Source organism: Serratia sp. FGI94 (genome assembly GCF_000330865.1).
GTDB classification, from domain to species: Bacteria; Pseudomonadota; Gammaproteobacteria; order Enterobacterales; family Enterobacteriaceae; genus Serratia_B; species Serratia_B rubidaea.
Window position 1 is genome coordinate 4,758,990 of sequence record NC_020064.1, and the last position, 22,353, is coordinate 4,781,342.

Here is a 22,353-nt window from a genome sequence, read left to right on the forward strand (position 1 = left end):
ATCTATACCACGAATCATTTAATCCCCAAGAATCAATGGCTTATCAAGCAAGGCTATTTTTTTCGGATTTTCAGGATCGTACTTTATTGTAGTTATATAGCCTTCTTTAAGGGTTTCAATCTCTTTGAAAGTTAAAGGCTTCATTATTGTTGATTCAACAAGGTCATCTTCTTTTGTTTTAAACCGGAACGTAAGTTTATAAACAGGTTTATTACCATCCCAACTACTTGTTTGAACTGTATTAACAATTTCCGCATCCGTAACCATACCATTTTTTAAAACTGCATCCTGAGAAAAACTATCCTTTAAATATGGGATAAAATTCGTATAGAGGAAGCGTGCCATGGGGAAAACGCCGAACACCAGCGCGATTATTACCATTGTTATAATAAATGCATTACTCATTTTACTTCCCGCAATTATATTCCCAATTCTTCATACAAAGACACTATTTATCCAATGGAGATTTTATTTTTATCTTGATTTTTTTAGGATCAATCCTTGAATAGGTCAATGGTATTGAATCACCTTTTTTATATTCTGTTAGTCTCGTTACATCAATAACTGCTCTGCCTTCACTTGTAATGATTTTTTTATCAAAAGTATTAAACCTAACTGTAATCAAAACGTTAACAAACGCAGAGTTTTCGCCACTTGAACTTCTTATCGAAACAATCTCTCCTTGTGTATCAACGGCATCTTGTGGACTAATTTTAACCCCACTCCCTCCACGAATTAGTGCATATACAAAAAAAGCCATGGCGATGAAAGATATAGCCAATAAAGGGTAAGTTGTAAAATAAGAAATATTCATTTTTAACCATTAATAAAATCAGTCTTAAAATTGGTCATGCCACCTCACATAAAAATACACTATCACTTCATTTCAAATGGAGCCAAAAATACTTCCTTTGGGTTATTAGGTATATAATAAATACAAATCGTATTATTCCTCATTATCTTTACCATATTCTGAGGGGAAATATATTCTTTAGCTGTTGTAGTAACCTGTCCTGAGTCAGTATCAAATTCAATATCCATCTTAAGCTTTGTATTTCCCGTTCCTGTCGCTCCGATTTTATCCATATTCAAAATTCTAGCCTCTGTACGAACCCCATCCTTTTTAAATCGGTCATAAGTGGCACCTGTTCTATAGCAGTAAGCTATTACAATAATGATAACAACTGCTATTATTAATGTAACCCAAAAATAATCAGGTATAACCCATCCTAAAACCATTATTTTTCCTTATTATTATCAATAATTACTATTTTCTCTTTATCTCCAGGCACAAATTTAACAACCAAATTTTTTCCCATACGATAATCATCCAGCATCAACGGATTAACCAAATGTGTTGTTCTTACTTCAAAAGAAATGTCATCAGGTCCTGTTACACTAATTGTTAAATCAAGACTTTTCTTCTTTTTCACAAGAATATCCTGAAGTTCAGGTGTTAGATTTGAACTAATAATAACAGCTTTTCCCTGGATGCCATTTCTTCTTGCTTCTTCTTGATTTCTTTCCATAGTAATGCGTCGATAATTATCCAGAACAAAGGAATATAAATAATATAACCCAAGCATAATCATAATAGCCAAGACAACATAGGCAAACCATGATCTTTCAGTCATAGACTTAATGAAATCAAACATAAATAGGCTTTACCAGATAACAATTAATTACTTTCGCTTGAAATCTTTCATCGCATCCCTCATATTCAACATGTTTTTTGATGGTTCATTTCTGGCATAAACAATAGGTATCCCGGATCCCACTTGATATTTTTGTAAATCCATTGTTTTAATGTTTATTAGTTCATCATCCTTTTCAATAGTATCCCCAGTTTCTGTTGTAAAGCGGTAACCAACATGGATACTAATAATGCCAATATTTGATGGAGTCCCGGGGGTAATATCTACGATAGTTGCTTCAGTATAACATGGGTTATTCAGTATCTCTTTTTCAACATTCTTACGTATACGGTTTCTGACAAGGGAATAACCTATTGCAATAACAACGACACCAACAATTATAATATGTAGATATTTAATAATGAAATACATGTATTTCCTGATATTAATTGGGAGGGGTAAACGGTATTATGCATCGAGACGAGAGTTTTTTCATTTCAAAATTTTCCCTTCCTATATTATGCATTTATTTCTGAAAAAATTTACATATTCACTTCCCACTGTAATTCCCACTATAAGCGAAATAAATTAAAAATGATATACTGACAATTATAACATTCCATTTATTTTCAATTACCAAAAAGTGGAATCACAATCATTCCACATTCTCAGAAATCCCAAATGGCTTATATAGACCATAAAAACCAATTCCTTTTTGGCTTATCAATTACACAGTAACATAAACATCAAAAGTTAATAATTAACATTTATCACTGCGATTTTAGGTGGCGTATCATCACTATATTTCACAACCAACTCCAGACCTTTCTTTAATTTATGAATATCATTTGCCCTTACTAAACCCTTTGCACAATATCTCTTAGGTTTTTGACCGATAGTTGCCATAAAATAAAAATCATAAAAAAAATCATTACCATATTTCGAATCTGTTTGATTCCATGATTCAAGTGGAACAACAATTGTCGTTCCTGTCCATTTTTCACGGGACACCCAGTCTTTCATTGTTGTCAACTGAGATTTATTAGGTTTAAACATAGCAAAGGATAAAACCAATGCAAGAACAGTAACAACTATACCAAATAAAAAAAATGGTTCTGTTAAAAAGCTCATATAACCCTTCATATAAATACATGTATCGCACTAATAACAAGATTCTGGAGAGAATCTTCTATTTTTGTTAAAGCACGTCGATTATCAATAGCTCGCGTAGAATAACTTACGAGCGTACTCGAATTACTCAATGCCGTTACACTGTTAGTAACCGTCGTGAAGGTTGAGCTCACCCCCGTGGCACCAACACTATTACCTGTAAAAGAAACATTATTTCCAGTAAAGCTTTCACTAAACCCTGTTAAAGATAATGAATGGACTGCAGTTTTTGCCCAGCTAGAAGGTGCTTCAATGCTAACTTTCGAATCACTTTTAATAGTAATTTCATTTGGACTATAAATATCAATATTCCCTGACGTTACACTCTGACTCCAGCTTCCATTAATATCAACCTTTACATTACCTTCAATACTTTCGGTAACCCCACCAGAAATAACTGTTGTCTTCACCCCCTGATCAACAGTCTTTGTTAGAGTTCCCTTTATATGCCGACGCTCATTAGCTCCGATTTTCGTATCTCTGTTATCGTGTACTACGATATTATCGTCACCACTAATTACGCTTAAAGTTCGTCCATTTCTAATGGTGGTTTCTTCACCATTATTAAATAATCTAGTTTCAACATCATCTACTGTCGTTTTCCGTTTCTTCCGGTAATGGAACGTTGCATCACCAATGATTTCATCATTTTGTTCTTTGCCAATAATGGTAGTACGTGTACCATCGATAGTCACATCTTTATTATTCTCTACCGAAACCCGCATATCTTTTTCCGCATGCATCGACAACATTTCAGCACCGGGTTTGTCTTCAAAATAGAGATGGCTGGAATTATCAAGATGCCCGCCTTTACTGCGGGTCATAAAGCCCATCTGGGTGGCCGCTGCCGGCAGCGCCCACGGTGGCATGCTGGCTTCGTTATATACCCTGCCCGTCACGATGGGGCGGTCCGGATCGCCGTTGATAAAGTCGATCACTACTTCGTCGCCAACGCGCGGGATCTGCACACCGCCAAACCCCTGACCGGCCCAGGCGCTGGAAACGCGCACCCAGCCCGAACTGGTGTCATCGCCATTCGCCAGACGGTCCCAGTGGAACTTCACCTTCACCCGGCCGTATTTATCGGTCCAGATGGATTCGCCCTGCGGCCCCACTACCTTCGCGGTCTGCGGGCCGTAGGTACGCGGCCAAGGCGTCGCCTGCTCCGGGCGGAATACGACGGAGGATGGGATCACCGAAAAGTCCAGCCGGTGAACGCTTCCCCCGCTGTCGCCGCTGGCATAGCGGTTCTCTTCAAACTGGTAGTGCACCGCCGTAGTCAGATACTCGCCGTTATCGCTGAAGAATGGCGCGTTCAGCAGTGCAAAGGTGTAACCCGGCGCCAGCCCAACGGCGGTGCCAGTTCCCTGTATCTGCTGGTGATCCACCTGCCAGCGTTCCTGACGGATGCGGGCATAGAACTCGCCGTGGCCATGTTCCACATAGCGTCCCGGCCAGTCGTAAACATCGATGCTGCCCGGTGACGGCGAGGCCGGATTCTGACGCGCCTGGAACAGCCAGGCGTTGGGTTTGCGGAAATCGTAGTCGTCCAGGCTGTAGATGCCCGGTGTGACGCTGTCTTCCAGCGCCCACTGGCTGATGCCCTCTTCGTCGGTACTGCCGCCGGAAGGCGTAACATGGTAGGGAATACTCTCGTAACCGCTGAACGGCTGCTGTTGCAGCGGGGCATCCGTCAACACCAGAGTGTGTTTGTCCGCCTCATGGCTGAAGTGATAGGCAATGCCCTCCAGCTCCATCAAACGGCTGATAAACGCCAGGCTGCTCTCCTGATACTGCACGCAGTATTCCCATGGGCGATAGCTGCCCGTCAGCCGATCTTCCACATTCACCTGGCTTTCGCCCAGCAGACTCTTCACGATCTGCGGCACCGTCTGGCCCTGGAAAATACGCAGGTTACGGTCGCGCTTCATCGGCCACAGATCCGGCTCCATCGTCAGGCGGTATTCCGCATAGCGGGTACCGGACAGTTCCACCGCATTGACCGCCACGCGGGTTATCTTACCGTTCAGGTAGCGTTTACCCATCAGAGAACGCGTCGGGATAGTCACCGTAATCGGCTGCCCCAACAGGCTGCTGCGATCGATACGTGCATCAGTACTCAGCAGCGTTACGTTCAGTTCAAACGGCTCCGATAACGCCTCACGCCCGGAGAGTTTCCAGAAAAGCAGCCCGGGGATGGGTAGCTGAACGGTAATGCGATCTAACATGACGGTAGTCCTTTGCCTGACAACGGTAATGCGATAGTAAAGAATCGCCTTTATATCAGGATAGGCCGCGATAGTGAAATATAGAATCAGAATATGATGAATATCGTCACGTTTATTTATAACACTATAAAGATCGGGTGTTTTGCTCCGCGTAACTATCGATAACATAGGTCAATAACCGCATCCCGCAGCACCGGCCACCTGTAATATAAGGATAACGCTATGCGCTACGTATGTTATTCAGGCAGTTGGTAAACAGTGTACGATATAGCGATGCAGCTTACTGAAGACAGTAAAATGCGGCATTAACACGTTATTGCTCAGTCAAAATCAACGCCAATAACGGCGATTTTCTTAGGGGGTACGCCTTGATGCTTTATTATCACGACTAACCCTTTCCGCAATTTGCCAACCTCCGAAGCTTTAACCACTCCTGCGGCACTGTACTGCTTTAAGCTACCGTCCAGCTCGCTTTCAACAGTAAACGAGTAGAAGTAATCAATATTGTGTGTTGCCTGCAGTTGTTGCCATGAGATGAGTCTGGCAGTGGAGACACTACCTTTCCATAAGTCTCTACCAATCCAATTTTTAATTTCTTTAATGTCGTCCTTTTGACCTCTAAGTCCCCTTATAGAAATAAAAACAAGAATAAAGATAACTGACCACGCAAAGATAAACGGATGCTCTGAGATAAAACCCATAAAAACCTTCTTATGTGAGAAATTACTCACCCATAATCAACAGACATTACTGCAATTTTTTCTGGCGGAACCCCATCATATTTAATGATGATCGGTAAGCCTGGTTTTAATTTAGGAACCTCTGATACCCTAACGACTGAAGCAGCACTGTACTGTTTATTTTCCCCATCAATATTCATCTCAAAGGTGAAGACAAAATAATAGTCAAGATTATTAGTCGCGTTAGTCTGCCGCCAACTTGACAATAATGCTTCTTTTATCTCACCTTTCCATCTTTCTTTACTTAACCAGTGTTTTATTTTGGTAAGATCATCTCCCTGTCCCTTCAGCCCTCTTAGCGTTCCAAAAATCATCAAAAACGTTAAGGCAAGCGCTGCCATAATGATCAGCCCTGAATATTGACTAATAAAACTCACTCTACCTCCCAGTAAATGTCAGATATATACAGAAATGTTCTGTTAATGTTCGTTCCACCGGCTTAGCACCCATGCCCACATACAACAGCATACTAGTTATTAACATTGCCAACAACAATGATATTCTGCGGATTGCTCCTTTGGTATTTTATAGTAATCAATTTACCTAGTTTATATTCTTCAGCATAAAATGCCGAAATATTAATATCTTTATTGGTGGATATTTTTCCATCTCCAGTGGTAAACTCGATCAATAATGAAATAAACAGACGCCCATCTGCAGTTTGGTTATCATGTGGCTTTGCATCAATCACTATGGCCTCCACCTCCTGACCACTATTCATAATAGACTCGTTGTTTTTACTAGATTTTAATGTATTCCTCACACCATAAAAAACAACGATGAGCAAAGAACACGTGACAATTATATTAAACCAAAGAGCAACATCGGCTAATCCCATGACAATCCCCACCAGCACTAATAAATTTACAAACCCTTTAGCATTGCAGGGTTTGTTAACGATATCCCTAACATGTTCCATTCATAATTAATGTGATCGTAATACATTCAGGCATAACCTAAATCTTTCATCACCGAGAGGCAATGGGATCACAACGAATATCTGCTATTTCAGGATAAAGTCAGCGGCGATCCCGGTAACATTCTCCACCGGAACCCCCTAAGATTCCTCGCGGTATATCCGCTGCACCTGTTCAATCAACCGCAGCAACTCATCATCGGCGCCCGGCTTCCAGAGCGCGACCATCGGGTGCGTCAGGCCGCTCTGGCCCAGGTCGGTGTCGAGCCGGCTTACCGCCGGCCATTGCTGGGCCTGAAAATGCGTCGGTAAAAATGCCCAGCCCTGCCCGGCGCTCAGCGCCACCTGCAGCAGCGACAATTCATTGATTACCCGGATACGGTCAGAGATCTGTAAGCGCTTGGCCATGGCATCCGGCAGGTCGCTGAACGGGATAAGCTGAGTGTGCGCAGCCAGCGCAATCAGCGGAATCGGACAGGCGTCCGGAAAGAACCCCTCACGGGCATACACTGCCATCTCCAACGCCCCTAGCGCCCGCCATTTAAACCGATCGCTGATGCTGCGGTTAAGCGCCTGATAGACGCCAAGGTGCGCCGCGCCGTCGGCCAACAGATCTTCCGCCTCTGCCCTTTCCATCATGCGCAGGTCCAACGCAATACCCTGCTGATACAGCGCCGCCGACAGCGCGCTCAAAAACTGCCTTGGCGTAAACGCGTCATAGCACAGCACCACGCGCTGGCGAACCTGCTGCGGAATATGCTCTGCCAACTGGCAAAAGGTTTCCGCTTCCTGCAGGAATAGCCGCGCCTGACGATACAGGCGCTGCCCGGCATCCGTTAACCGCAGCGGGCGCGTATGGCGATCGAACAGCGCATAACCTAAATCCAGCTCCAGATACTCGACCAGTTCGCCGACGGTGGTGCGGTCCTTGCCCAGGCGTTTAGCTGCCCGCGTTAAATTACCGCTCTCGCACACGCTGGCGAACGCCTCTATCTGAGCTAAAGAAAATCGAATCTTTCCCACGGCTGTTCCTGTCCGGTTCGGGGGATTTTCCCCCATTAACTCACTCTTGACCGCGCGGCCAACGCCTTACTCTTCCCGAGTACCCCTCACATAACGGTAAGGAGATAACATGAAAAAATTCGTTTCCAGCGCATCGGCGCTGCTGGCCGGCGCGATACTCAGCGCCAGCCTGACCACCGGCGCACAGGCCTGCACCCGCGCGTTTATGAATATGTACCCCGGCTATATGGTCAGCGCCCGTAATCTGGATTTCTTCGGCCCGGTCGATCCCGCGTTGGTGATCACCCCGCGCGGCGTGGCGCATAACGGCGGCGACAATCCCAATGCCGCACAGTGGCAAACCCGCTACGGCAGCGTAGTGGTCTATGCCGACGGCGTATTCCCGATGGATGGCATGAATGAAAAAGGGTTGGCGGGGCACACGCTGTTTTATATGAACGGCAGCCAGGTTCAACAGGACAATCAGGATAAACCGGTTCTCGAAAGCCGCGCCTGGCTCAGCTACATTCTGGACAATTACGCAACCGTCGATCAGGCAGTAAATGCGATCCGTAACGATGTGCGCCTGGTCGCCGCGCGCCTGCCGATCGATTACGCCTCCGACACCAAACATATCGCCATTGAAGACGTTAGCGGTGATTCGGCGATTATCGAGATTGATAACGGCAAAGTTAATGTTTATCACGATAAAAACTACCGGGTGATGACCAACCCGCCGTCTTACGCACAGCAGCTGAAGAATCTGGCTAAATATCAGAACGCCAAACGCGGCGACATTCCCGGCGGGCTGGAAGCGGATGAGCGCCTGGTGCGCGCCAGCTACGATCTACAAAACCTACCGCAGCCGGATAACAAGAATCAGGCTCAGGGATTTATTTTATCGGTGATTAACAATGTGGCTTACCCCATCGGCTCGCCGGCAGAACCTGACGAACAGAAAGTGTCCGATATGTATGAAAAATACAGCAAGCGCCCGGAACAAAATAAAGGCATCGGCACTTACTGGACCGCCATTTCCGACCTGAGCCACGGCGAATACCACTTCAAATCAACCTTCGCGGCCTCACAGGTCTGGGTATCGCTGCACGATATCAACTTTAGCCAAGGCCAGCCGGTACGGCAAATCAAGCACCTGAATGACTACGCGCAGAAAGGCTGGGAGGGCAATATTCTGGCGCAGGCGAAGTAACGGCAGGCCCACGCCGCACGGCGTGGGCTATTGTGTAAATAGTTTCCCCGGGAAAGCAGCACGAAATAATTTATGCCTGAGTTTTAATAACAACCGACAACAATGCTGTAAGCAAAGAAAAATACGCACCAAGGCATTAGTTATAGTAATCCGAATGGCTATCGGTGAGAAAAACTCAGTGGCGGCATAATCAGATGGTCATTACCCTTCAGTTAAAAGTTCTATTCTAGCCGCACAGCGAATTTCCTCATGTTACTGAGCATTCTTTATATTATTGGCATCACCGCCGAAGCCATGACCGGCGCGCTGGCCGCCGGGCGTCGTCAGATGGATCTGTTCGGCGTGCTGATCATCGCCTCCGCCACGGCCATCGGCGGCGGCTCGGTGCGCGATGTCCTGCTTGGCCATTACCCGCTAGGCTGGGTTAAACACCCAGAATACATCGTGATTGTCGCCATTGCCGCCATCGTCACCACCTGGCTCGCCCCGCTGATGCGTCATCTGCGCCGGCTGTTTCTGGTGCTGGATGCCGTTGGCCTGATCGTATTCTCTATTATTGGCGCGCAGGTGGCGCTGGATATGGGCCACAGCCCGATTATCGCCGCCATTGCCGCGGTGATCACCGGCGTGTTCGGCGGGGTGCTGCGCGATATGTTCTGCAACCGCATCCCGCTGGTATTCCAGAAAGAGATTTACGGCGGTATCGCTTTCGCTGCCGCCTGGCTGTATATCGGCCTGCAGCACTTCGACCTGCCGCATAACGTCGTGGTGCTGATTACGCTGTTTGCCGGCCTGGGGGCACGCCTGCTTGCCCTGCGCTTCCGGCTCGGGCTGCCCGTGTTCAATTATCAACATCCGGATCACTGAGCGCATCGTCGGCAAAGCCGGCGATATGCTGCCGCTGCAGGCTGTTTGCCACGCGCTGTAGCGCCGGCTGGCGGAAGAAAGCAACCAGCTGCGCCGCCCGTTTATCGCCGACGCCGGCCTGCCGCTGCCATATATGCGTCGGCAACCTTTTGGCCTGTTGCCACCCCGTCACCCCGGCAAGTTGTTCGGCCGACAGCGGCACCCCCAACGCCAGCAGCCAGCGTTGGAACGGCTGCCGCCGCGCCAGCATAAATTGCTGATGCAGCCGCTGCGCCTGCTTATCACCCACCCCCGGCAGCGTGCGCAGGCTTTCCGGCGTCAGCGTCAGCCAGTCCGCCAGTTCTTTCACCCGTCCGTGTTCGACCAGCATGCGCCAGCTGGCTTCGCTGACGCCGTTCATCATCAACCCCTGCGGGCCGCTCAGCCACACAAGCCGCGCGATAAACTGCTGCCGGCAACCGGCCTGCGGGGTAAAGCAGCTGAAGGCGTGATAGCGCTCGGCATCCGGCGCCGTCAGCACAGGCCGTTCCACGCTGCGCCACGCCACGCGGGTCACCTGGGGGATCCCCTGTCCCTTCAGGCTGACGGCGACCTGATCACCGGGCACGATGTCCCAGAACCGCCAGCGGGCGAGCGAACCGATGTTGACGCGTCGCACCCATTTATCATCCAGTTGCAGCGGATCCAAAGCCAGCACCACCGTAATTTTGCCGGTGCGGCCAATGCGGAACATCACCCGCTCCACGCGCGTCACCTGTTCTGCCGGCGGATATTTCCACGCTACCGCCCACAGCGCCGGCTTATTACGCCAGTAGCGCCCGGACGGCGAACGAGCCTGATGCAGCACCACACCATCGGTGACAAAAGGCAGGGGAGTGGCAAACCACCTCTCACGCCAACGGATAACGTCCTCTACCGAGCTCACCGGCCGGGTATAGTCCCGCGCCAGCGTAAAGCCCCACGCCGCCAGCTGCGCCAGCCGCTGCGACATCTCGGGCGGGCCATCGGGCCAGGCCCAGATGAAAATCCCCAGCTGCGCCAGCCGTTCCGAGGGCCGGTTACGCATCAGTGCGCCGGCAACGCTGGCGCGCGCGTTGACGCCGCCGTGAACCTGCTGGCGATGACCGGTCATCAGCAGAAACAGTTCCCCCTGCAGCACCAGAAAGTCCGGCGCGCCCGCCAGCGTTGACGGCACGCCGGGGATCACCCTGACCTTCTCCAGCCAGTCTTCCCCCTGCCGGCCGTCGCCGCGGCTGATCGCCTGCGCCAGTTTGCCCTGCCGGTACACCAGCGTTACGGCCACGCCGTCGATCTTCGGCTGTAGCCACACGTCACGGCGCTCCGCCAGCCAGCGGGCTACCGCCCGGCGGTCCGTCAGCTTGCGCAGCCCGGTATGAGCGACCGGATGGGGCATTTTTCCCGCCGGCAACAGCGGCAGCGGCGGCTCCCCCGCCCGCCCGGCGCAAATCCGCCAAAACTGCTGCTTTTGCCGCAGGCTGTCATAGAGTTCGTCGCTAATCAAACTTTGCCCGCGTTGGTAATAGGCCGCATCCCAACGCGCCAGCTGCTCTTCCAACGCATTCAGTTCGTTGCGCAGCCGCTCCGCCGGCCAGTGCGGACAGGTTTCCGCCTGCACGCAAGCGGAGATGACCATCGCGAGAATAAAAAACACGGCGCCGTAAAAAAGGTGTCCTTTCATTCCTTCCTCCCTGATGCGGTGCAGTAAAACCGCTTTTCCGCACGGCGGCAACGCATAAACTCATCGGCTGAGAAACGCATGGCAAAATAAATTTTCTTTTGCGCAAAACCCTCGAAATAACGCGATACGCAAGGCAGTTTGCAATTTTTGCCGTGTTTTTCCCCCAAAGCCGCGGGCAAAATGCGTGCAAACGCTGCATCAGCGGCGTTAGCCGTGTATACTGTGCGGAGAAAATACACATCTGCTGTAATTGGCACATCAACCGCTATCAACGAACATCATCATGGCTCAAGGCACGCTTTATATTGTCTCTGCACCCAGCGGCGCAGGTAAATCAAGTCTGATTCAGGCTTTGTTAAAGACCCAACCGCTGTACGACACGCAGGTGTCGGTTTCACACACCACGCGCGACAGTCGCCCGGGTGAAAATCATGGCGAACACTATTTCTTTGTGTCGCACGACGAATTCCGCCGCATGATTGCGCAGGATGCCTTCCTTGAGCATGCCGAAGTGTTCGGCAACTATTACGGCACCTCACGCGCGGCTATCGAGCAGGTGCTGGCGACCGGCGTCGATGTTTTCCTGGATATCGACTGGCAGGGCGCGCAGCAAATTCGCGCCAAAATGCCGCAGGCGCGCAGCATCTTTATTCTGCCGCCGTCGAAGGAAGAGCTGGGCCGCCGCCTGCGCGGCCGCGGGCAGGACTCCGATGAGGTGATCGCCAAGCGCATGGCGCAGGCGGTAGCGGAAATGACGCACTATGCGGAGTATGATTATTTAATCGTGAACGATGATTTCGATCTGGCGCTGTCCGATCTGAAAACCATTATTCGCGCCGAGCGCTTGCGTTTAGGTCGGCAAATGCTGCGACATGACGCTTTAATCAGCAAACTATTGGCAGACTGAAGACAGTTTCAGTATTATGCCCAGTCTTTTCGTCACCTGTGGAGTAGCACAAATATGGCACGCGTAACTGTTCAAGACGCTGTAGAGAAAATTGGTAACCGTTTTGACCTGGTGTTGGTCGCTGCTCGTCGGGCACGTCAAATCCAGGTCGGCGGCAAAGACGCGCTGGTTCCTGAAGAGAACGATAAGTACACCGTTATCGCGCTGCGCGAAATCGAAGAAGGTCTGATCAACAGCCAGATCCTCGACGTCCGTGAGCGCCAGGAGCAGCAAGAGCAGGAAGCCGCAGAAATTCAGGCGGTTACCGCGATTGCTGAAGGCCGTCGTTAATTAAATAGCGAGTCTGCCTTGTACCTGTTTGAAAGCCTTAACCAGCTGATTCAACGTTACCTGCCTGAGGAGCAAATTAAGCGCCTCAAACAGGCATACCTCGTCGCACGTGATGCTCACGAGGGCCAGACACGCTCCAGCGGTGAGCCTTATATTACTCACCCGGTCGCCGTGGCCTGCATCCTGGCGGAGATGCGTCTCGATTACGAGACGCTGATGGCCGCCCTGCTGCATGACGTCATTGAAGACACCCCGGCTACCTATCAGGATATGGAACAGCTGTTCGGCAAAAGCGTCGCCGAACTGGTTGAAGGCGTATCCAAGCTCGACAAGCTCAAGTTCCAGGATAAAAAAGAAGCGCAGGCGGAAAACTTCCGCAAGATGATCATGGCGATGGTGCAGGATATCCGCGTCGTGCTGATCAAGCTGGCCGACCGTACGCACAATATGCGCACCCTCGGTTCGCTGCGCCCGGACAAACGCCGGCGCATCGCGCGTGAAACCCTGGAAATCTACAGCCCGCTGGCGCACCGCCTGGGCATCCATCACCTGAAAACCGAGCTGGAAGAGTTGGGTTTTGAGGCGCTTTACCCCAACCGCTACCGCGTCATCAAGGAAGTGGTCAAAGCCGCGCGCGGCAACCGTAAGGAAATGATCCAAAAGATTCTTTCCGAAATTGAAGGACGGTTGACCGAGGCCGGCATCGCCTGCCGCGTCAGCGGACGGGAAAAACACCTCTACTCCATTTACTGCAAGATGCACCTGAAAGAGCAGCGCTTCCATTCGATTATGGATATCTACGCGTTCCGGGTGATCGTCAAGGAAGTGGATACCTGTTACCGCGTGCTGGGCCAGGTGCATAGCCTGTACAAACCGCGCCCGGGACGGGTTAAAGATTACATCGCCATTCCCAAAGCCAACGGCTATCAGTCGCTGCATACTTCGCTGATCGGGCCGCACGGCGTGCCGGTCGAAGTGCAGATCCGTACCGAAGATATGGATCAGATGGCGGAAATGGGGGTAGCTGCGCACTGGGCGTACAAGGAACAGGGCGAAAGCGGCACCACCGCGCAAATCCGCGCCCAGCGCTGGATGCAAAGCCTGCTGGAACTGCAGCAAAGCGCCGGCAGCTCCTTCGAATTTATCGAGAGCGTCAAATCCGATCTGTTCCCAGATGAGATTTACGTTTTCACCCCGGAAGGCCGCATCGTCGAACTGCCGGCCGGCGCCACGCCGGTTGACTTCGCTTACGCCGTGCATACCGATATCGGCCACGCCTGCGTCGGCGCCCGCGTCGATCGCCAGCCTTATCCGCTGTCACAGGCGCTTACCAGCGGCCAGACGGTGGAAATCATCACCGCACCGGGGGCGCGGCCAAACGCCGCCTGGCTGAACTTTGTCGTCAGCTCGAAAGCGCGCGCCAAAATCCGCCAGATGCTGAAAAACCTCAAGCGCGACGACTCCGTCAACCTCGGCCGTCGTCTGCTGAACCATGCGCTGGGCGGCAGCCGCAAGCTGGCCGAAATCCCGCAGGAAAACATTCAGCACGAGCTGGAGCGCATGAAGCTGGCGACGCTGGACGATCTGCTGGCGGAAATCGGCCTCGGCAACGCCATGAGCGTGGTGGTGGCGAAAAACCTGCAGGGTGACCAATCCAGCCTCGGCGCCTCTTCCGGCGTGCGCAACCTGGCGATCAAAGGCGCCGACGGCGTACTGATCACCTTTGCCAAGTGCTGCCGGCCGATCCCGGGCGACCCGATTATCGCCCACGTCAGCCCGGGCAAAGGGCTGGTGATCCACCATGAATCCTGCCGTAACATTCGCGGTTACCAGAAAGAGCCGGAAAAATTCATGGCGGTCGAGTGGGATAAGGAAACCGAGCAGGAATTCATCGCCGAGATCAAAGTGGACATGTTCAATCATCAGGGGGCGTTGGCCAACCTGACGGCAGCGATCAATGCTGCCGAGTCCAATATTCAAAGCCTGAATACCGAAGAGAAAGACGGCCGGGTCTACAGCGCCTTTATTCGCCTGACCACTCGCGATCGCATCCATCTGGCAAATATCATGCGTAAAATCCGTATCATGCCGGATGTGATTAAAGTTAACCGTAACCGAAACTAGCGCCTATGAGCCCCGAACGCTATGCGCGGATTTGTGAAATGCTCGCCACCCGGCAACCGGATCTGACGGTCTGTCTGGAGCAGGTCCACAAACCGCATAACGTCTCTGCAATTATCCGCACCGCCGACGCCGTTGGCGTGCACCAGGTTCACGCCGTCTGGCCAACCGCCCGCATGCGCACGCTGGTTTCTTCCGCCGCCGGCAGCAACAGCTGGGTCAACGTAAAAACGCACCCGACCATTGGCGATGCGGTGCAGCATATGAAGGGCCAGGGCATGCAGATCCTGGCGACCCACCTTTCCGACCGCGCGGTGGATTTCCGCGATATCGACTACACCCGGCCAACCTGTATTCTGCTGGGGCAGGAGAAAACCGGCATCACCGAAGAAGCCCTGCAGCTGGCCGACCAGGACATTATCATTCCGATGATCGGCATGGTGCAGTCGCTCAACGTCTCCGTGGCTTCCGCCCTGATCCTGTATGAAGCTCAGCGACAGCGCCAGAATGCCGGCATGTACCGCCGCGATCGCAGCATGCTGGATGACGAAGAGCAGCAGCGCCTGTTGTTTGAAGGCGGCTATCCGGTGCTGGCCAACGTCGCCAAGCGCAAAGGCCTGCCGCGCCCGCATATCGATGAAAACGGCGAAGTGGTCGCCGACGCCGAATGGTGGGCCACCATGCAAGCCACGGTGCGCAGATGAAAGGCCGCCTGCTGGATGCGGTTCCGCTCACCACGCTGAACGGCGTTGGCGCCAGCCAGGCCGCCAAACTGGCGAAAATCGGGTTGGACACCATTCAGGATCTGCTGCTGCACCTGCCGCTGCGTTATGAAGACCGCACCCGTCTGTACCCCATCAACGACCTGCTGCCGGGCATTTTCGCCACGGTAGAGGGCGAAGTGCTGCGCAGCGATATCAGTTTCGGCCGCCGCCGCATGCTAACCTGCCAAATCAGCGACGGCACCGGCATCCTTACCATGCGCTTTTTCAATTTCAACGCGGCGATGAAAAACAGCCTGGCGACCGGACGCCGGGTCACCGCCTACGGGGAAATCAAACGCGGCAACCACGGTGCAGAAATTATTCATCCGGAATACCGCCTGCAGGGCGAGCATGACGACGTTGAACTGCAGGCGTCGCTGACGCCAGTCTACCCCACCACCGAAGGCGTACGCCAGGCGACGCTGCGTAAGCTGACCGATCAGGCGCTGGAGCTGCTGGACACCTGCGCCATTACCGAACTGCTGCCGCCGGAACTGAGCGGCGGGCTGATGAGCCTGCCGCAGGCGCTGCATACGCTGCATCGTCCGCCGCCGGATATTCAGCTGGCCGATCTGGAGCTGGGCAAGCACCCGGCGCAGAAACGGCTGATTATGGAAGAGCTGCTGGCGCACAACCTCAGCATGCTGGCGGTACGCGCCGGCGCGCAGAGCTACCACGCCCAGCCGCTGCTGCCGGACGACGCCTTGAAAAAGGCGTTTCTGGCCCAGCTGCCGTTTGCGCCGACCGGTGCGCAACAGCGCGTGGTGGCGGATATCGAAGCGGATATGCAAAAAGATTTCCCGATGATGCGCCTGGTTCAGGGCGACGTCGGCTCCGGGAAAACGCTGGTGGCGGCGCTGGCGGCGCTGCGCGCCATTGCTAACGGCAAACAGGTGGCGCTGATGGCGCCGACCGAGCTGCTGGCGGAACAGCACGCAAATAACTTCCGCCAATGGTTTGCGCCGTTGGGCATTGAGGTCGGCTGGCTGGCCGGGAAACAAAAAGGCAAGGCGCGTATCGCCCAGCAGGAAGCGATCGCCAGCGGCCAGGTTTCCATGGTGGTCGGCACCCACGCTATCTTCCAGGAACAGGTGCAATTTAACGGGCTGGCGCTGGTTATCATCGATGAACAGCATCGCTTTGGCGTCCACCAGCGTCTGGCACTGTGGGAAAAAGGTGAAGAGCAGGGCTTCCATGCCCATCAGCTGATCATGACCGCCACGCCGATCCCACGTACGCTGGCGATGACCGCCTACGCCGATCTGGATACCTCGGTCATTGACGAACTGCCGCCGGGACGCACGCCGGTCACCACCGTGGCGATCCCGGATACCCGCCGGGCGGACATTATCGAACGCGTCAGAAACGCCTGCCTGCAGGAAGGGCGCCAGGCTTACTGGGTCTGTACGCTGATTGAAGAGTCCGAGCTGCTGGAAGCGCAGGCGGCGGAAGCCACCTGGGAAGAACTGAAAGCGGCGCTGCCGGAGCTGAAGGTAGCGCTGGTGCACGGCCGGATGAAAGCACAGGAAAAACAGGCGGTGATGCAGGCCTTCAAGCAGGGCGAACTGCAGTTGCTGGTCGCCACCACGGTGATCGAGGTCGGCGTCGACGTGCCGAACGCCAGCCTGATGATTATTGAAAACCCGGAGCGGCTGGGTCTGGCGCAGCTGCACCAGCTGCGTGGCCGCGTAGGCCGCGGCGCGGTCGCCTCGCACTGCGTGCTGTTGTACAAAACGCCGCTGAGTAAAACCGCGCAAAAACGCCTGCAGGTGCTGCGCGACAGCAACGACGGCTTCGTGATTGCCCAGCGCGATCTGGAAATCCGCGGCCCCGGCGAGCTGTTGGGCACCCGGCAGACCGGCAGTGCCGAATTCAAAGTCGCCGATCTGCTGCGCGATCAGGCGATGATCCCGGAAGTCCAGCGGGTTGCGCGCCATATCCACCAGCACTATCCCGACCATGCTCAGGCGCTGATCGAGCGCTGGCTGCCGGAAAAAGCCCGCTACTCCAACGCATAAAAAAGGGCGCCGATAAGGCGCCCTTTTGCCGTCCTGCGGGGTAACATCCCCCGCCTGACTCAGCCAATCGCCGGGAAGACCGGCAGCAGCAGATACAGCTTAATAATGATGGCGTTGGCGATATCGATAAAGAACGCCCCAACCATCGGCACCACCAGAAACGCCAGATGCGACGGGCCAAAGCGATCGGTAATCGCCTGCATATTGGCGATCGCGGTCGGCGTAGCGCCCATCCCGAAGCCGCAGTGCCCGGCAGCCAGCACCGCCGCGTCATAGTTTTTGCCCATCACCCGGTAGGTGACGAAAATCGCGTACAGCGCCATCACCAGCGTCTGCACCGCCAGGATCGCCAGCATCGGCAGCGCCAGCGACGCCAGCTCCCACAGGCGCAGGCTCATCAGCGCCATCGCCAGGAACAGCGACAGACTGACGTTGCCCAGCACCGATACCGCACGTTCAAACACGGTATAAAAGCCGGTGAATGCCAGCGTATTGCTGAGGATCACCCCGACAAACAGTACGCAGACGAAGTTAGGCAGCTCGAACACCGTGCCGCTCAGCAGGCCGGCAATCAGCTGGCCAAGGCTGAGGCAGATGGCGATCATCGCGATGGTTTCAATCATCACCAAGGATGTGATCAGGCGGCCGCTCTCCGGCTTCTCAAAGCCGCTCGGCTGGACGCTGTCATCCGGCGAACCTTCCGGGGTGGAACGTTTAACCAGATGGCGCGCTACCGGGCCGCCAATCAGGCCGCCCAGCACCAGGCCGAAGGTGGCGCAGGCCATCGCCACTTCGGTGGCGTTTTCAAAGCCGTAACGCTCGATAAACAGCTTACTCCAGGCGGCGCCGGTGCCGTGGCCACCCGACAGGGTGATCGAACCGGCGATCAGGCCCATTAACGGGTCCATCCCCAGCATCTTCGCCATACCGATGCCGATGGCGTTCTGCACCACCAGCAGCCCCAGCACCACAAACAGGAAGATAACCAACGCCTTACCGCCGGCGCGCAGCCGCGCCAGGTTGGCGTTAAGGCCGATAGTGGCGAAGAAGGCCAGCATCAGCGGATCTTTCAGCGACATATCGAAGCTGATTTCCCAGTTAACGGTCTGTTTTAAAATCAGCAATAACAGCGCAACCAGCAAACCACCGGCGACGGGGGCAGGAATGGTGTATTTTTTTAGCAGCGGAATGCTTCTAACGCACTTGCCCCCAAGGAGCAAAACCAGAGTTGCAGCGACTAACGTGCCATAAGTATCAAGATGAAACATCCAGGTACTCCGTGTGAGGGTAAAAATCCAATTTTATTAATAAGTTATATAAAACCACTGAGTTTTTTAAACTTGATGAATGCAGGATTAGAAGGAAAAAACGCTGAGAAGACAAGAAAAAATGCATGAAAATGCGACATAAATAAAAATATGTGAGGCAGAAAAGTACAGGGCAACCGTTTGCTTTTGATGCCCAGACGATTAAAATGCCTGCTTTGCCGTTTCGGAAAAGTGCCACACCATGACCATGCAATCCGCCGAGCTTGAACCCGCGCAAAACGCCTCCGCCGCCTCGCCCAAAAGCGAACTGATCTACCGCCTGGAAGACCGCCCGCCGCTGCCGCAAACGCTGTTTGCCGCCGGCCAGCATCTGCTGGCGATGTTCGTGGCCGTGATCACGCCGGCGCTGCTAATCTGCCAGGCATTAGGGCTGCCGGCGCAGGATACTCAGCACATTATCAGCATGTCGCTGTTCGCCTCCGGTCTGGCCTCTATTTTACAAATCAAGACCTGGGGCCCGGTCGGCTCCGGCCTGCTGTCGATTCAGGGCACCAGCTTTAACTTCGTATCGCCGCTGATTATGGGCGGCATGGCGCTGAAAAACGGCGGTGCAGACGTGCCGACCATGATGGCGGCGCTGTTCGGCACCCTGATGGTCGCCTCCTGCACCGAGATTCTGCTGTCGCGCGTCCTGCACCTGGCGCGCCGCATTATTACGCCGCTGGTTTCAGGCATTGTGGTGATGATCATCGGCCTGTCGCTGATTCAGGTCGGCCTGACCTCCATCGGCGGCGGCTACGCCGCCATGAGCGACCACACCTTCGGCGCGCCCAAAAATCTGCTGCTGGCCGGCGCGGTGCTGGCGGTGATCATTCTGCTCAATCGTCAGCGCAATCCCTATCTGCGCGTCGCCTCGCTGGTGATCGCCATGGCGGTCGGCTATCTGCTGGCCTGGGCGCTCGATATGCTGCCCGCCAGTCAGCCCGTCAGCAACGCCGCATCCATCACCATCCCTACCCCGCTGTATTACGGGCTGGGCTTCGACTGGAATCTGCTGCTGCCGTTGATGCTGATCTTTATGGTCACCTCGCTGGAAACCATCGGCGACATCACCGCCACCTCTGACGTCTCCGAGCAGCCGGTGCGCGGCCCGCTGTATATGAAGCGCCTGAAGGGCGGCGTGCTGGCCAACGGTCTTAACTCCATGCTGTCGGCGGTCTTCAACACCTTCCCGAACTCCTGCTTCGGCCAGAACAACGGCGTGATCCAGCTGACCGGCGTCGCCAGCCGCTACGTCGGCTTTGTGGTGGCGCTGATGCTGATCGCGCTGGGCCTGTTCCCGGCGGTCGCCGGCTTTGTGCAGCATATTCCCGAGCCGGTACTGGGCGGCGCCACCATCGTGATGTTCGGCACCATCGCCGCATCCGGCGTGCGCATCGTCTCGCGTGAGAAGCTTAATCGCCGCGCCATCATGATTATGGCGCTGTCGTTGGCGGTGGGTATGGGCGTTTCCCAGCAGCCGCTGATTTTGCAGTTCGCCCCGGACTGGCTGAAAACCCTGCTCTCCTCCGGTATCGCCGCCGGCGGTATCACCGCCATCGTACTGAACCTGGTGTTCCCGCAAGAGAAGGAATAATCCTGCAGCCGGGCCGCATAGCCCACGCTTATCGTCTAAAACGGCCGTCTGCGGCCGTTTTTTATTGCCACTCAGACCATTACCCTTGAGATAGCCGGCCAATTACGGCATAAACGGGGTATCTTTTTTGAGCGCTGGGGTGGGCAGGCGATGAAATTTATCGGGAAACTGTTGCTATGGCTGCTGGTGGCGGCGGCAATCGTCATCGTATTGCTGTATCTGGTCGGGCAGAGCCGCTGGGCCGCCGGCCAGATCGGCGACTGGGTGAGCGAGCGCAGCGACTACCGCCTCTCTCTTGGCAAAATCACCCACTCCTGGGATAACCCAACGCAGGTCAACCTGGAGGAGGTCACGCTGGCGCGCGCCAACCAGCCGCAGGCATTGGCGGCCAAGCGCATCGATCTCGGCCTCAGCCTGCGACAGATCACCAACCCGCGCTACTTCCACAGCGTGACGCTGCGCGACGGTACGCTCAATGTGCAGCCTGACGCTGCGGCGCTACCGCTCCAGGCTGACGTACTGCAGCTGAGCAATATGGCCGTGCACGCCGGCGACGCCGACTGGCGGCTCAACGCGCAGCGCGTCAACGCCGGGATAACACCATGGCGGCCTCAGCCCGGCGAACTGCTGGGCAATAACAACCGCTTCCAGTTCAGCGCCGGTTCGCTGACCCTGAACGACATTCCCGCCTCACAGGCGCTGATACAGGGGCAAATCAAAGACCATCAGCTGCTGCTGGAAGATTTCGGCGCCAACCTCGCCCAGGGCGATCTCACCGGCAAGGCGACGCGCGCCGCCGACGGCAGCTGGCTGGTGGAGCGCCTGCGTCTGAACAAGGTGCGCCTGCAAACGCCACTGTCGCTGGAACAGTTCTGGCAGCACATAACCACCCTGCCGCCAATCACGCTGAAACGCTTTGACCTGATCGATGCGCGTCTGGAAGGCAAGGCATGGGCGTTTAACGATCTCGACCTGTCCCTGCAAAACGTCACCCTGCAACAGGGGGACTGGCGCAGCGAGGACGGCGCGTTCAATGCCAACGCCAGCGATATCATCAACGGCCGCTTCCATCTGGTGGATCCGATTATCAGTACGCGGCTGTCGCCGGCCGGCGTTGCCATCGAGCAGTTGACTTCGCGCTGGGAAGGCGGTTTGCTGCGCGCCAGCGGCAGCTGGCTGCGCGCCACCAAACGCTTGCAGCTGGACGACGTCACCGTCGCGGCGCTGGAGTATACCCTGCCGCAGAACTGGCGCGAGCTGTGGCTCAGGCCGCTGCCGGCCTGGCTGTCGCAGGTATATGTCAATAAGCTGACCACCAACCGCAACCTGATTATCGATATCAATCCGGCGTTTCCGCTCCAGCTGACGGCGCTGAACGGAAACGGCAGCAGCCTGCTGCTGGCACGTGATGGTCAGTGGGGGATCTGGTCCGGCTCGCTGAACCTGAGCGCCAACGAAGCGACGTTCAATAAAATCGACGTCCGCAGGCCCTCGCTGGCGCTGACGGCGGACCCGCGGCAGATCGCCGTTACCGAACTCAGCGCCTTTATGCCGGATGGCCTGCTGGATGCCAAGGCCAGCGTAATGCAGCTGCCGGGCAAGCCGTTTTCGCTGTCGCTGTCCGGCCGTTCGGTGCCGCTTAACACCCTGCAGCAGTGGGGCTGGCAGCCGGTGCCGCTGGAGGGCGACGGCAACCTGCAGCTGCAATTGCAGGGGTTGTTAAACAGCGACGGACCGTTCCGGGATTCCGTGCGGGGGACTTTGCAAGCCACGGCGAAAGACGGACAAACGGTCAGTCAGCAGCAGCCGTAAACTCGCGAGGGCGCGCACAGCGCCCTCGTTG

The 22,353-nt window shown here is 54.1% G+C and carries 23 protein-coding genes; 9 read left to right on the top strand and 14 right to left on the bottom strand.

The window, feature by feature from the left end:
• Positions 1-18 precede the first annotated feature (18 nt).
• The 11 genes from D781_RS21755 to D781_RS21790 form a co-directional block, all read right to left on the bottom strand.
• Positions 19-405 (bottom strand): DUF3592 domain-containing protein, encoded by a 387-nt coding sequence (locus D781_RS21755; protein ID WP_015962376.1) that lies wholly within the window; start codon positions 403-405, stop codon positions 19-21.
• 43 nt (positions 406-448) lie between these two features.
• Complete coding sequence (locus tag D781_RS23780; RefSeq protein WP_124014467.1) at positions 449-814, bottom strand: DUF3592 domain-containing protein; 366 nt, start codon at positions 812-814, stop codon at positions 449-451.
• 62 nt (positions 815-876) lie between these two features.
• Complete coding sequence (locus D781_RS21760; protein WP_233494106.1) at positions 877-1,239, bottom strand: DUF3592 domain-containing protein; 363 nt, start codon at positions 1,237-1,239, stop codon at positions 877-879.
• A complete protein-coding gene (locus D781_RS21765; RefSeq protein WP_041411937.1) occupies positions 1,239-1,655 on the bottom strand; it encodes a hypothetical protein in 417 nt (138 codons plus the stop codon). Before D781_RS21765 ends, D781_RS21760 begins: the two co-directional genes overlap by 1 nt.
• A 27-nt stretch (positions 1,656-1,682) precedes the next feature.
• Positions 1,683-2,066, bottom strand: a complete 384-nt coding sequence (locus D781_RS21770) for a DUF3592 domain-containing protein (protein ID WP_015962377.1) — start codon at positions 2,064-2,066, stop codon at positions 1,683-1,685.
• A gap of 321 nt (positions 2,067-2,387) precedes the next feature.
• Positions 2,388-2,765 (bottom strand): hypothetical protein, encoded by a 378-nt coding sequence (locus D781_RS23140; RefSeq protein WP_071823915.1) that lies wholly within the window; start codon positions 2,763-2,765, stop codon positions 2,388-2,390.
• 8 nt (positions 2,766-2,773) lie between these two features.
• Positions 2,774-5,032, bottom strand: a complete 2,259-nt coding sequence (tssI, locus tag D781_RS21775) for a type VI secretion system tip protein TssI/VgrG (RefSeq protein ID WP_015962379.1) — start codon at positions 5,030-5,032, stop codon at positions 2,774-2,776.
• A gap of 320 nt (positions 5,033-5,352) precedes the next feature.
• Positions 5,353-5,733, bottom strand: a complete 381-nt coding sequence (locus D781_RS21780) for a hypothetical protein (RefSeq protein WP_015962380.1) — start codon at positions 5,731-5,733, stop codon at positions 5,353-5,355.
• Positions 5,734-5,759: 26 nt separating this feature from the next.
• Entirely contained in the window at positions 5,760-6,149 is a 390-nt protein-coding gene (locus D781_RS23145) for a hypothetical protein (RefSeq protein ID WP_071823861.1), read from the bottom strand.
• Positions 6,150-6,241: 92 nt separating this feature from the next.
• Positions 6,242-6,610, bottom strand: coding sequence for a hypothetical protein (locus D781_RS21785; protein ID WP_124014468.1), 369 nt, complete (start codon positions 6,608-6,610; stop codon positions 6,242-6,244).
• Positions 6,611-6,829: 219 nt separating this feature from the next.
• On the bottom strand, positions 6,830-7,711 hold the full coding sequence (locus D781_RS21790) for a LysR family transcriptional regulator (protein WP_015962382.1): 882 nt from the start codon (positions 7,709-7,711) through the stop codon (positions 6,830-6,832).
• Between the two features lie 109 nt (positions 7,712-7,820).
• Here D781_RS21790 and D781_RS21795 point away from each other — a divergent pair, with 109 nt between their 5' ends.
• On the top strand, positions 7,821-8,900 hold the full coding sequence (locus tag D781_RS21795) for a linear amide C-N hydrolase (protein WP_015962383.1): 1,080 nt from the start codon (positions 7,821-7,823) through the stop codon (positions 8,898-8,900).
• Positions 8,901-9,149: 249 nt separating this feature from the next.
• Complete coding sequence (locus D781_RS21800) at positions 9,150-9,767, top strand: trimeric intracellular cation channel family protein (protein WP_015962384.1); 618 nt, start codon at positions 9,150-9,152, stop codon at positions 9,765-9,767.
• On the opposite strand, the gene ligB is transcribed toward D781_RS21800, so the two are convergent.
• Positions 9,742-11,466, bottom strand: a complete 1,725-nt coding sequence (gene ligB / locus D781_RS21805; RefSeq protein ID WP_015962385.1) for an NAD-dependent DNA ligase LigB — start codon at positions 11,464-11,466, stop codon at positions 9,742-9,744. The genes D781_RS21800 and ligB overlap by 26 nt on opposite strands.
• A complete protein-coding gene (locus tag D781_RS23785) occupies positions 11,463-11,738 on the bottom strand; it encodes a hypothetical protein (protein WP_124014469.1) in 276 nt (91 codons plus the stop codon). Before D781_RS23785 ends, ligB begins: the two co-directional genes overlap by 4 nt.
• 11 nt (positions 11,739-11,749) lie before the next feature.
• Between D781_RS23785 and gmk the strand changes: the two genes are divergently transcribed.
• Genes gmk through recG form a run of 5 tightly spaced genes read left to right on the top strand, consistent with a single transcriptional unit; the run spans position 11,750 to position 17,606 of the window.
• Positions 11,750-12,373, top strand: a complete 624-nt coding sequence (gene gmk / locus D781_RS21810; protein WP_015962386.1) for a guanylate kinase — start codon at positions 11,750-11,752, stop codon at positions 12,371-12,373.
• Between the two features lie 54 nt (positions 12,374-12,427).
• Positions 12,428-12,703, top strand: coding sequence for a DNA-directed RNA polymerase subunit omega (gene rpoZ / locus D781_RS21815; RefSeq protein WP_015962387.1), 276 nt, complete (start codon positions 12,428-12,430; stop codon positions 12,701-12,703).
• 18 nt (positions 12,704-12,721) lie between these two features.
• A complete protein-coding gene (gene spoT / locus D781_RS21820) occupies positions 12,722-14,827 on the top strand; it encodes a bifunctional GTP diphosphokinase/guanosine-3',5'-bis pyrophosphate 3'-pyrophosphohydrolase (RefSeq protein ID WP_015962388.1) in 2,106 nt (701 codons plus the stop codon).
• A gap of 5 nt (positions 14,828-14,832) precedes the next feature.
• Positions 14,833-15,528 (top strand): tRNA (guanosine(18)-2'-O)-methyltransferase TrmH, encoded by a 696-nt coding sequence (gene trmH / locus D781_RS21825; RefSeq protein WP_071823862.1) that lies wholly within the window; start codon positions 14,833-14,835, stop codon positions 15,526-15,528.
• Positions 15,525-17,606 carry an ATP-dependent DNA helicase RecG gene (recG, locus tag D781_RS21830; RefSeq protein WP_015962390.1) on the top strand — a complete coding sequence of 694 codons (2,082 nt, stop codon included), beginning with the start codon at positions 15,525-15,527 and terminating at the stop codon, positions 17,604-17,606. The genes trmH and recG overlap by 4 nt, the downstream gene beginning before the upstream one ends.
• Positions 17,607-17,665: 59 nt before the next feature.
• Here the strand turns inward: recG and gltS are convergent, their stop codons facing one another.
• Positions 17,666-18,874, bottom strand: coding sequence for a sodium/glutamate symporter (gene gltS / locus D781_RS21835; protein WP_015962391.1), 1,209 nt, complete (start codon positions 18,872-18,874; stop codon positions 17,666-17,668).
• Positions 18,875-19,115: 241 nt separating this feature from the next.
• On the opposite strand from gltS, the gene D781_RS21840 reads away from it, so the two are divergent.
• Both D781_RS21840 and D781_RS21845 read left to right on the top strand, forming a co-directional pair.
• Positions 19,116-20,510 carry a uracil-xanthine permease family protein gene (locus D781_RS21840; RefSeq protein WP_015962392.1) on the top strand — a complete coding sequence of 465 codons (1,395 nt, stop codon included), beginning with the start codon at positions 19,116-19,118 and terminating at the stop codon, positions 20,508-20,510.
• A 150-nt stretch (positions 20,511-20,660) separates the two neighbouring features.
• Positions 20,661-22,322, top strand: coding sequence for an AsmA family protein (locus D781_RS21845; RefSeq protein ID WP_015962393.1), 1,662 nt, complete (start codon positions 20,661-20,663; stop codon positions 22,320-22,322).
• Positions 22,323-22,353: the final 31 nt, after the last annotated feature.

What these genes read in the sequence shown, in the direction of transcription:
- D781_RS21755 (WP_015962376.1), bottom strand. Translation starts at nt 405, where the DNA reads ATGAGTAATGCATTTATTATAACAATGGTAATAATCGCGCTGGTGTTC.
- D781_RS23780 (WP_124014467.1), bottom strand. Translation starts at nt 814, where the DNA reads ATGAATATTTCTTATTTTACAACTTACCCTTTATTGGCTATATCTTTC.
- D781_RS21760 (WP_233494106.1), bottom strand. Translation starts at nt 1,239, where the DNA reads ATGGTTTTAGGATGGGTTATACCTGATTATTTTTGGGTTACATTAATA.
- D781_RS21765 (WP_041411937.1), bottom strand. Translation starts at nt 1,655, where the DNA reads ATGTTTGATTTCATTAAGTCTATGACTGAAAGATCATGGTTTGCCTAT.
- D781_RS21770 (WP_015962377.1), bottom strand. Translation starts at nt 2,066, where the DNA reads ATGTATTTCATTATTAAATATCTACATATTATAATTGTTGGTGTCGTT.
- D781_RS23140 (WP_071823915.1), bottom strand. Translation starts at nt 2,765, where the DNA reads ATGAGCTTTTTAACAGAACCATTTTTTTTATTTGGTATAGTTGTTACT.
- tssI (WP_015962379.1), bottom strand. Translation starts at nt 5,032, where the DNA reads ATGTTAGATCGCATTACCGTTCAGCTACCCATCCCCGGGCTGCTTTTC.
- D781_RS21780 (WP_015962380.1), bottom strand. Translation starts at nt 5,733, where the DNA reads ATGGGTTTTATCTCAGAGCATCCGTTTATCTTTGCGTGGTCAGTTATC.
- D781_RS21785 (WP_124014468.1), bottom strand. Translation starts at nt 6,610, where the DNA reads ATGGGATTAGCCGATGTTGCTCTTTGGTTTAATATAATTGTCACGTGT.
- D781_RS21795 (WP_015962383.1), top strand. Translation starts at nt 7,821, where the DNA reads ATGAAAAAATTCGTTTCCAGCGCATCGGCGCTGCTGGCCGGCGCGATA.
- D781_RS21800 (WP_015962384.1), top strand. Translation starts at nt 9,150, where the DNA reads ATGTTACTGAGCATTCTTTATATTATTGGCATCACCGCCGAAGCCATG.
- ligB (WP_015962385.1), bottom strand. Translation starts at nt 11,466, where the DNA reads ATGAAAGGACACCTTTTTTACGGCGCCGTGTTTTTTATTCTCGCGATG.
- gmk (WP_015962386.1), top strand. Translation starts at nt 11,750, where the DNA reads ATGGCTCAAGGCACGCTTTATATTGTCTCTGCACCCAGCGGCGCAGGT.
- rpoZ (WP_015962387.1), top strand. Translation starts at nt 12,428, where the DNA reads ATGGCACGCGTAACTGTTCAAGACGCTGTAGAGAAAATTGGTAACCGT.
- trmH (WP_071823862.1), top strand. Translation starts at nt 14,833, where the DNA reads ATGAGCCCCGAACGCTATGCGCGGATTTGTGAAATGCTCGCCACCCGG.
- recG (WP_015962390.1), top strand. Translation starts at nt 15,525, where the DNA reads ATGAAAGGCCGCCTGCTGGATGCGGTTCCGCTCACCACGCTGAACGGC.
- gltS (WP_015962391.1), bottom strand. Translation starts at nt 18,874, where the DNA reads ATGTTTCATCTTGATACTTATGGCACGTTAGTCGCTGCAACTCTGGTT.
- D781_RS21840 (WP_015962392.1), top strand. Translation starts at nt 19,116, where the DNA reads ATGACCATGCAATCCGCCGAGCTTGAACCCGCGCAAAACGCCTCCGCC.
- D781_RS21845 (WP_015962393.1), top strand. Translation starts at nt 20,661, where the DNA reads ATGAAATTTATCGGGAAACTGTTGCTATGGCTGCTGGTGGCGGCGGCA.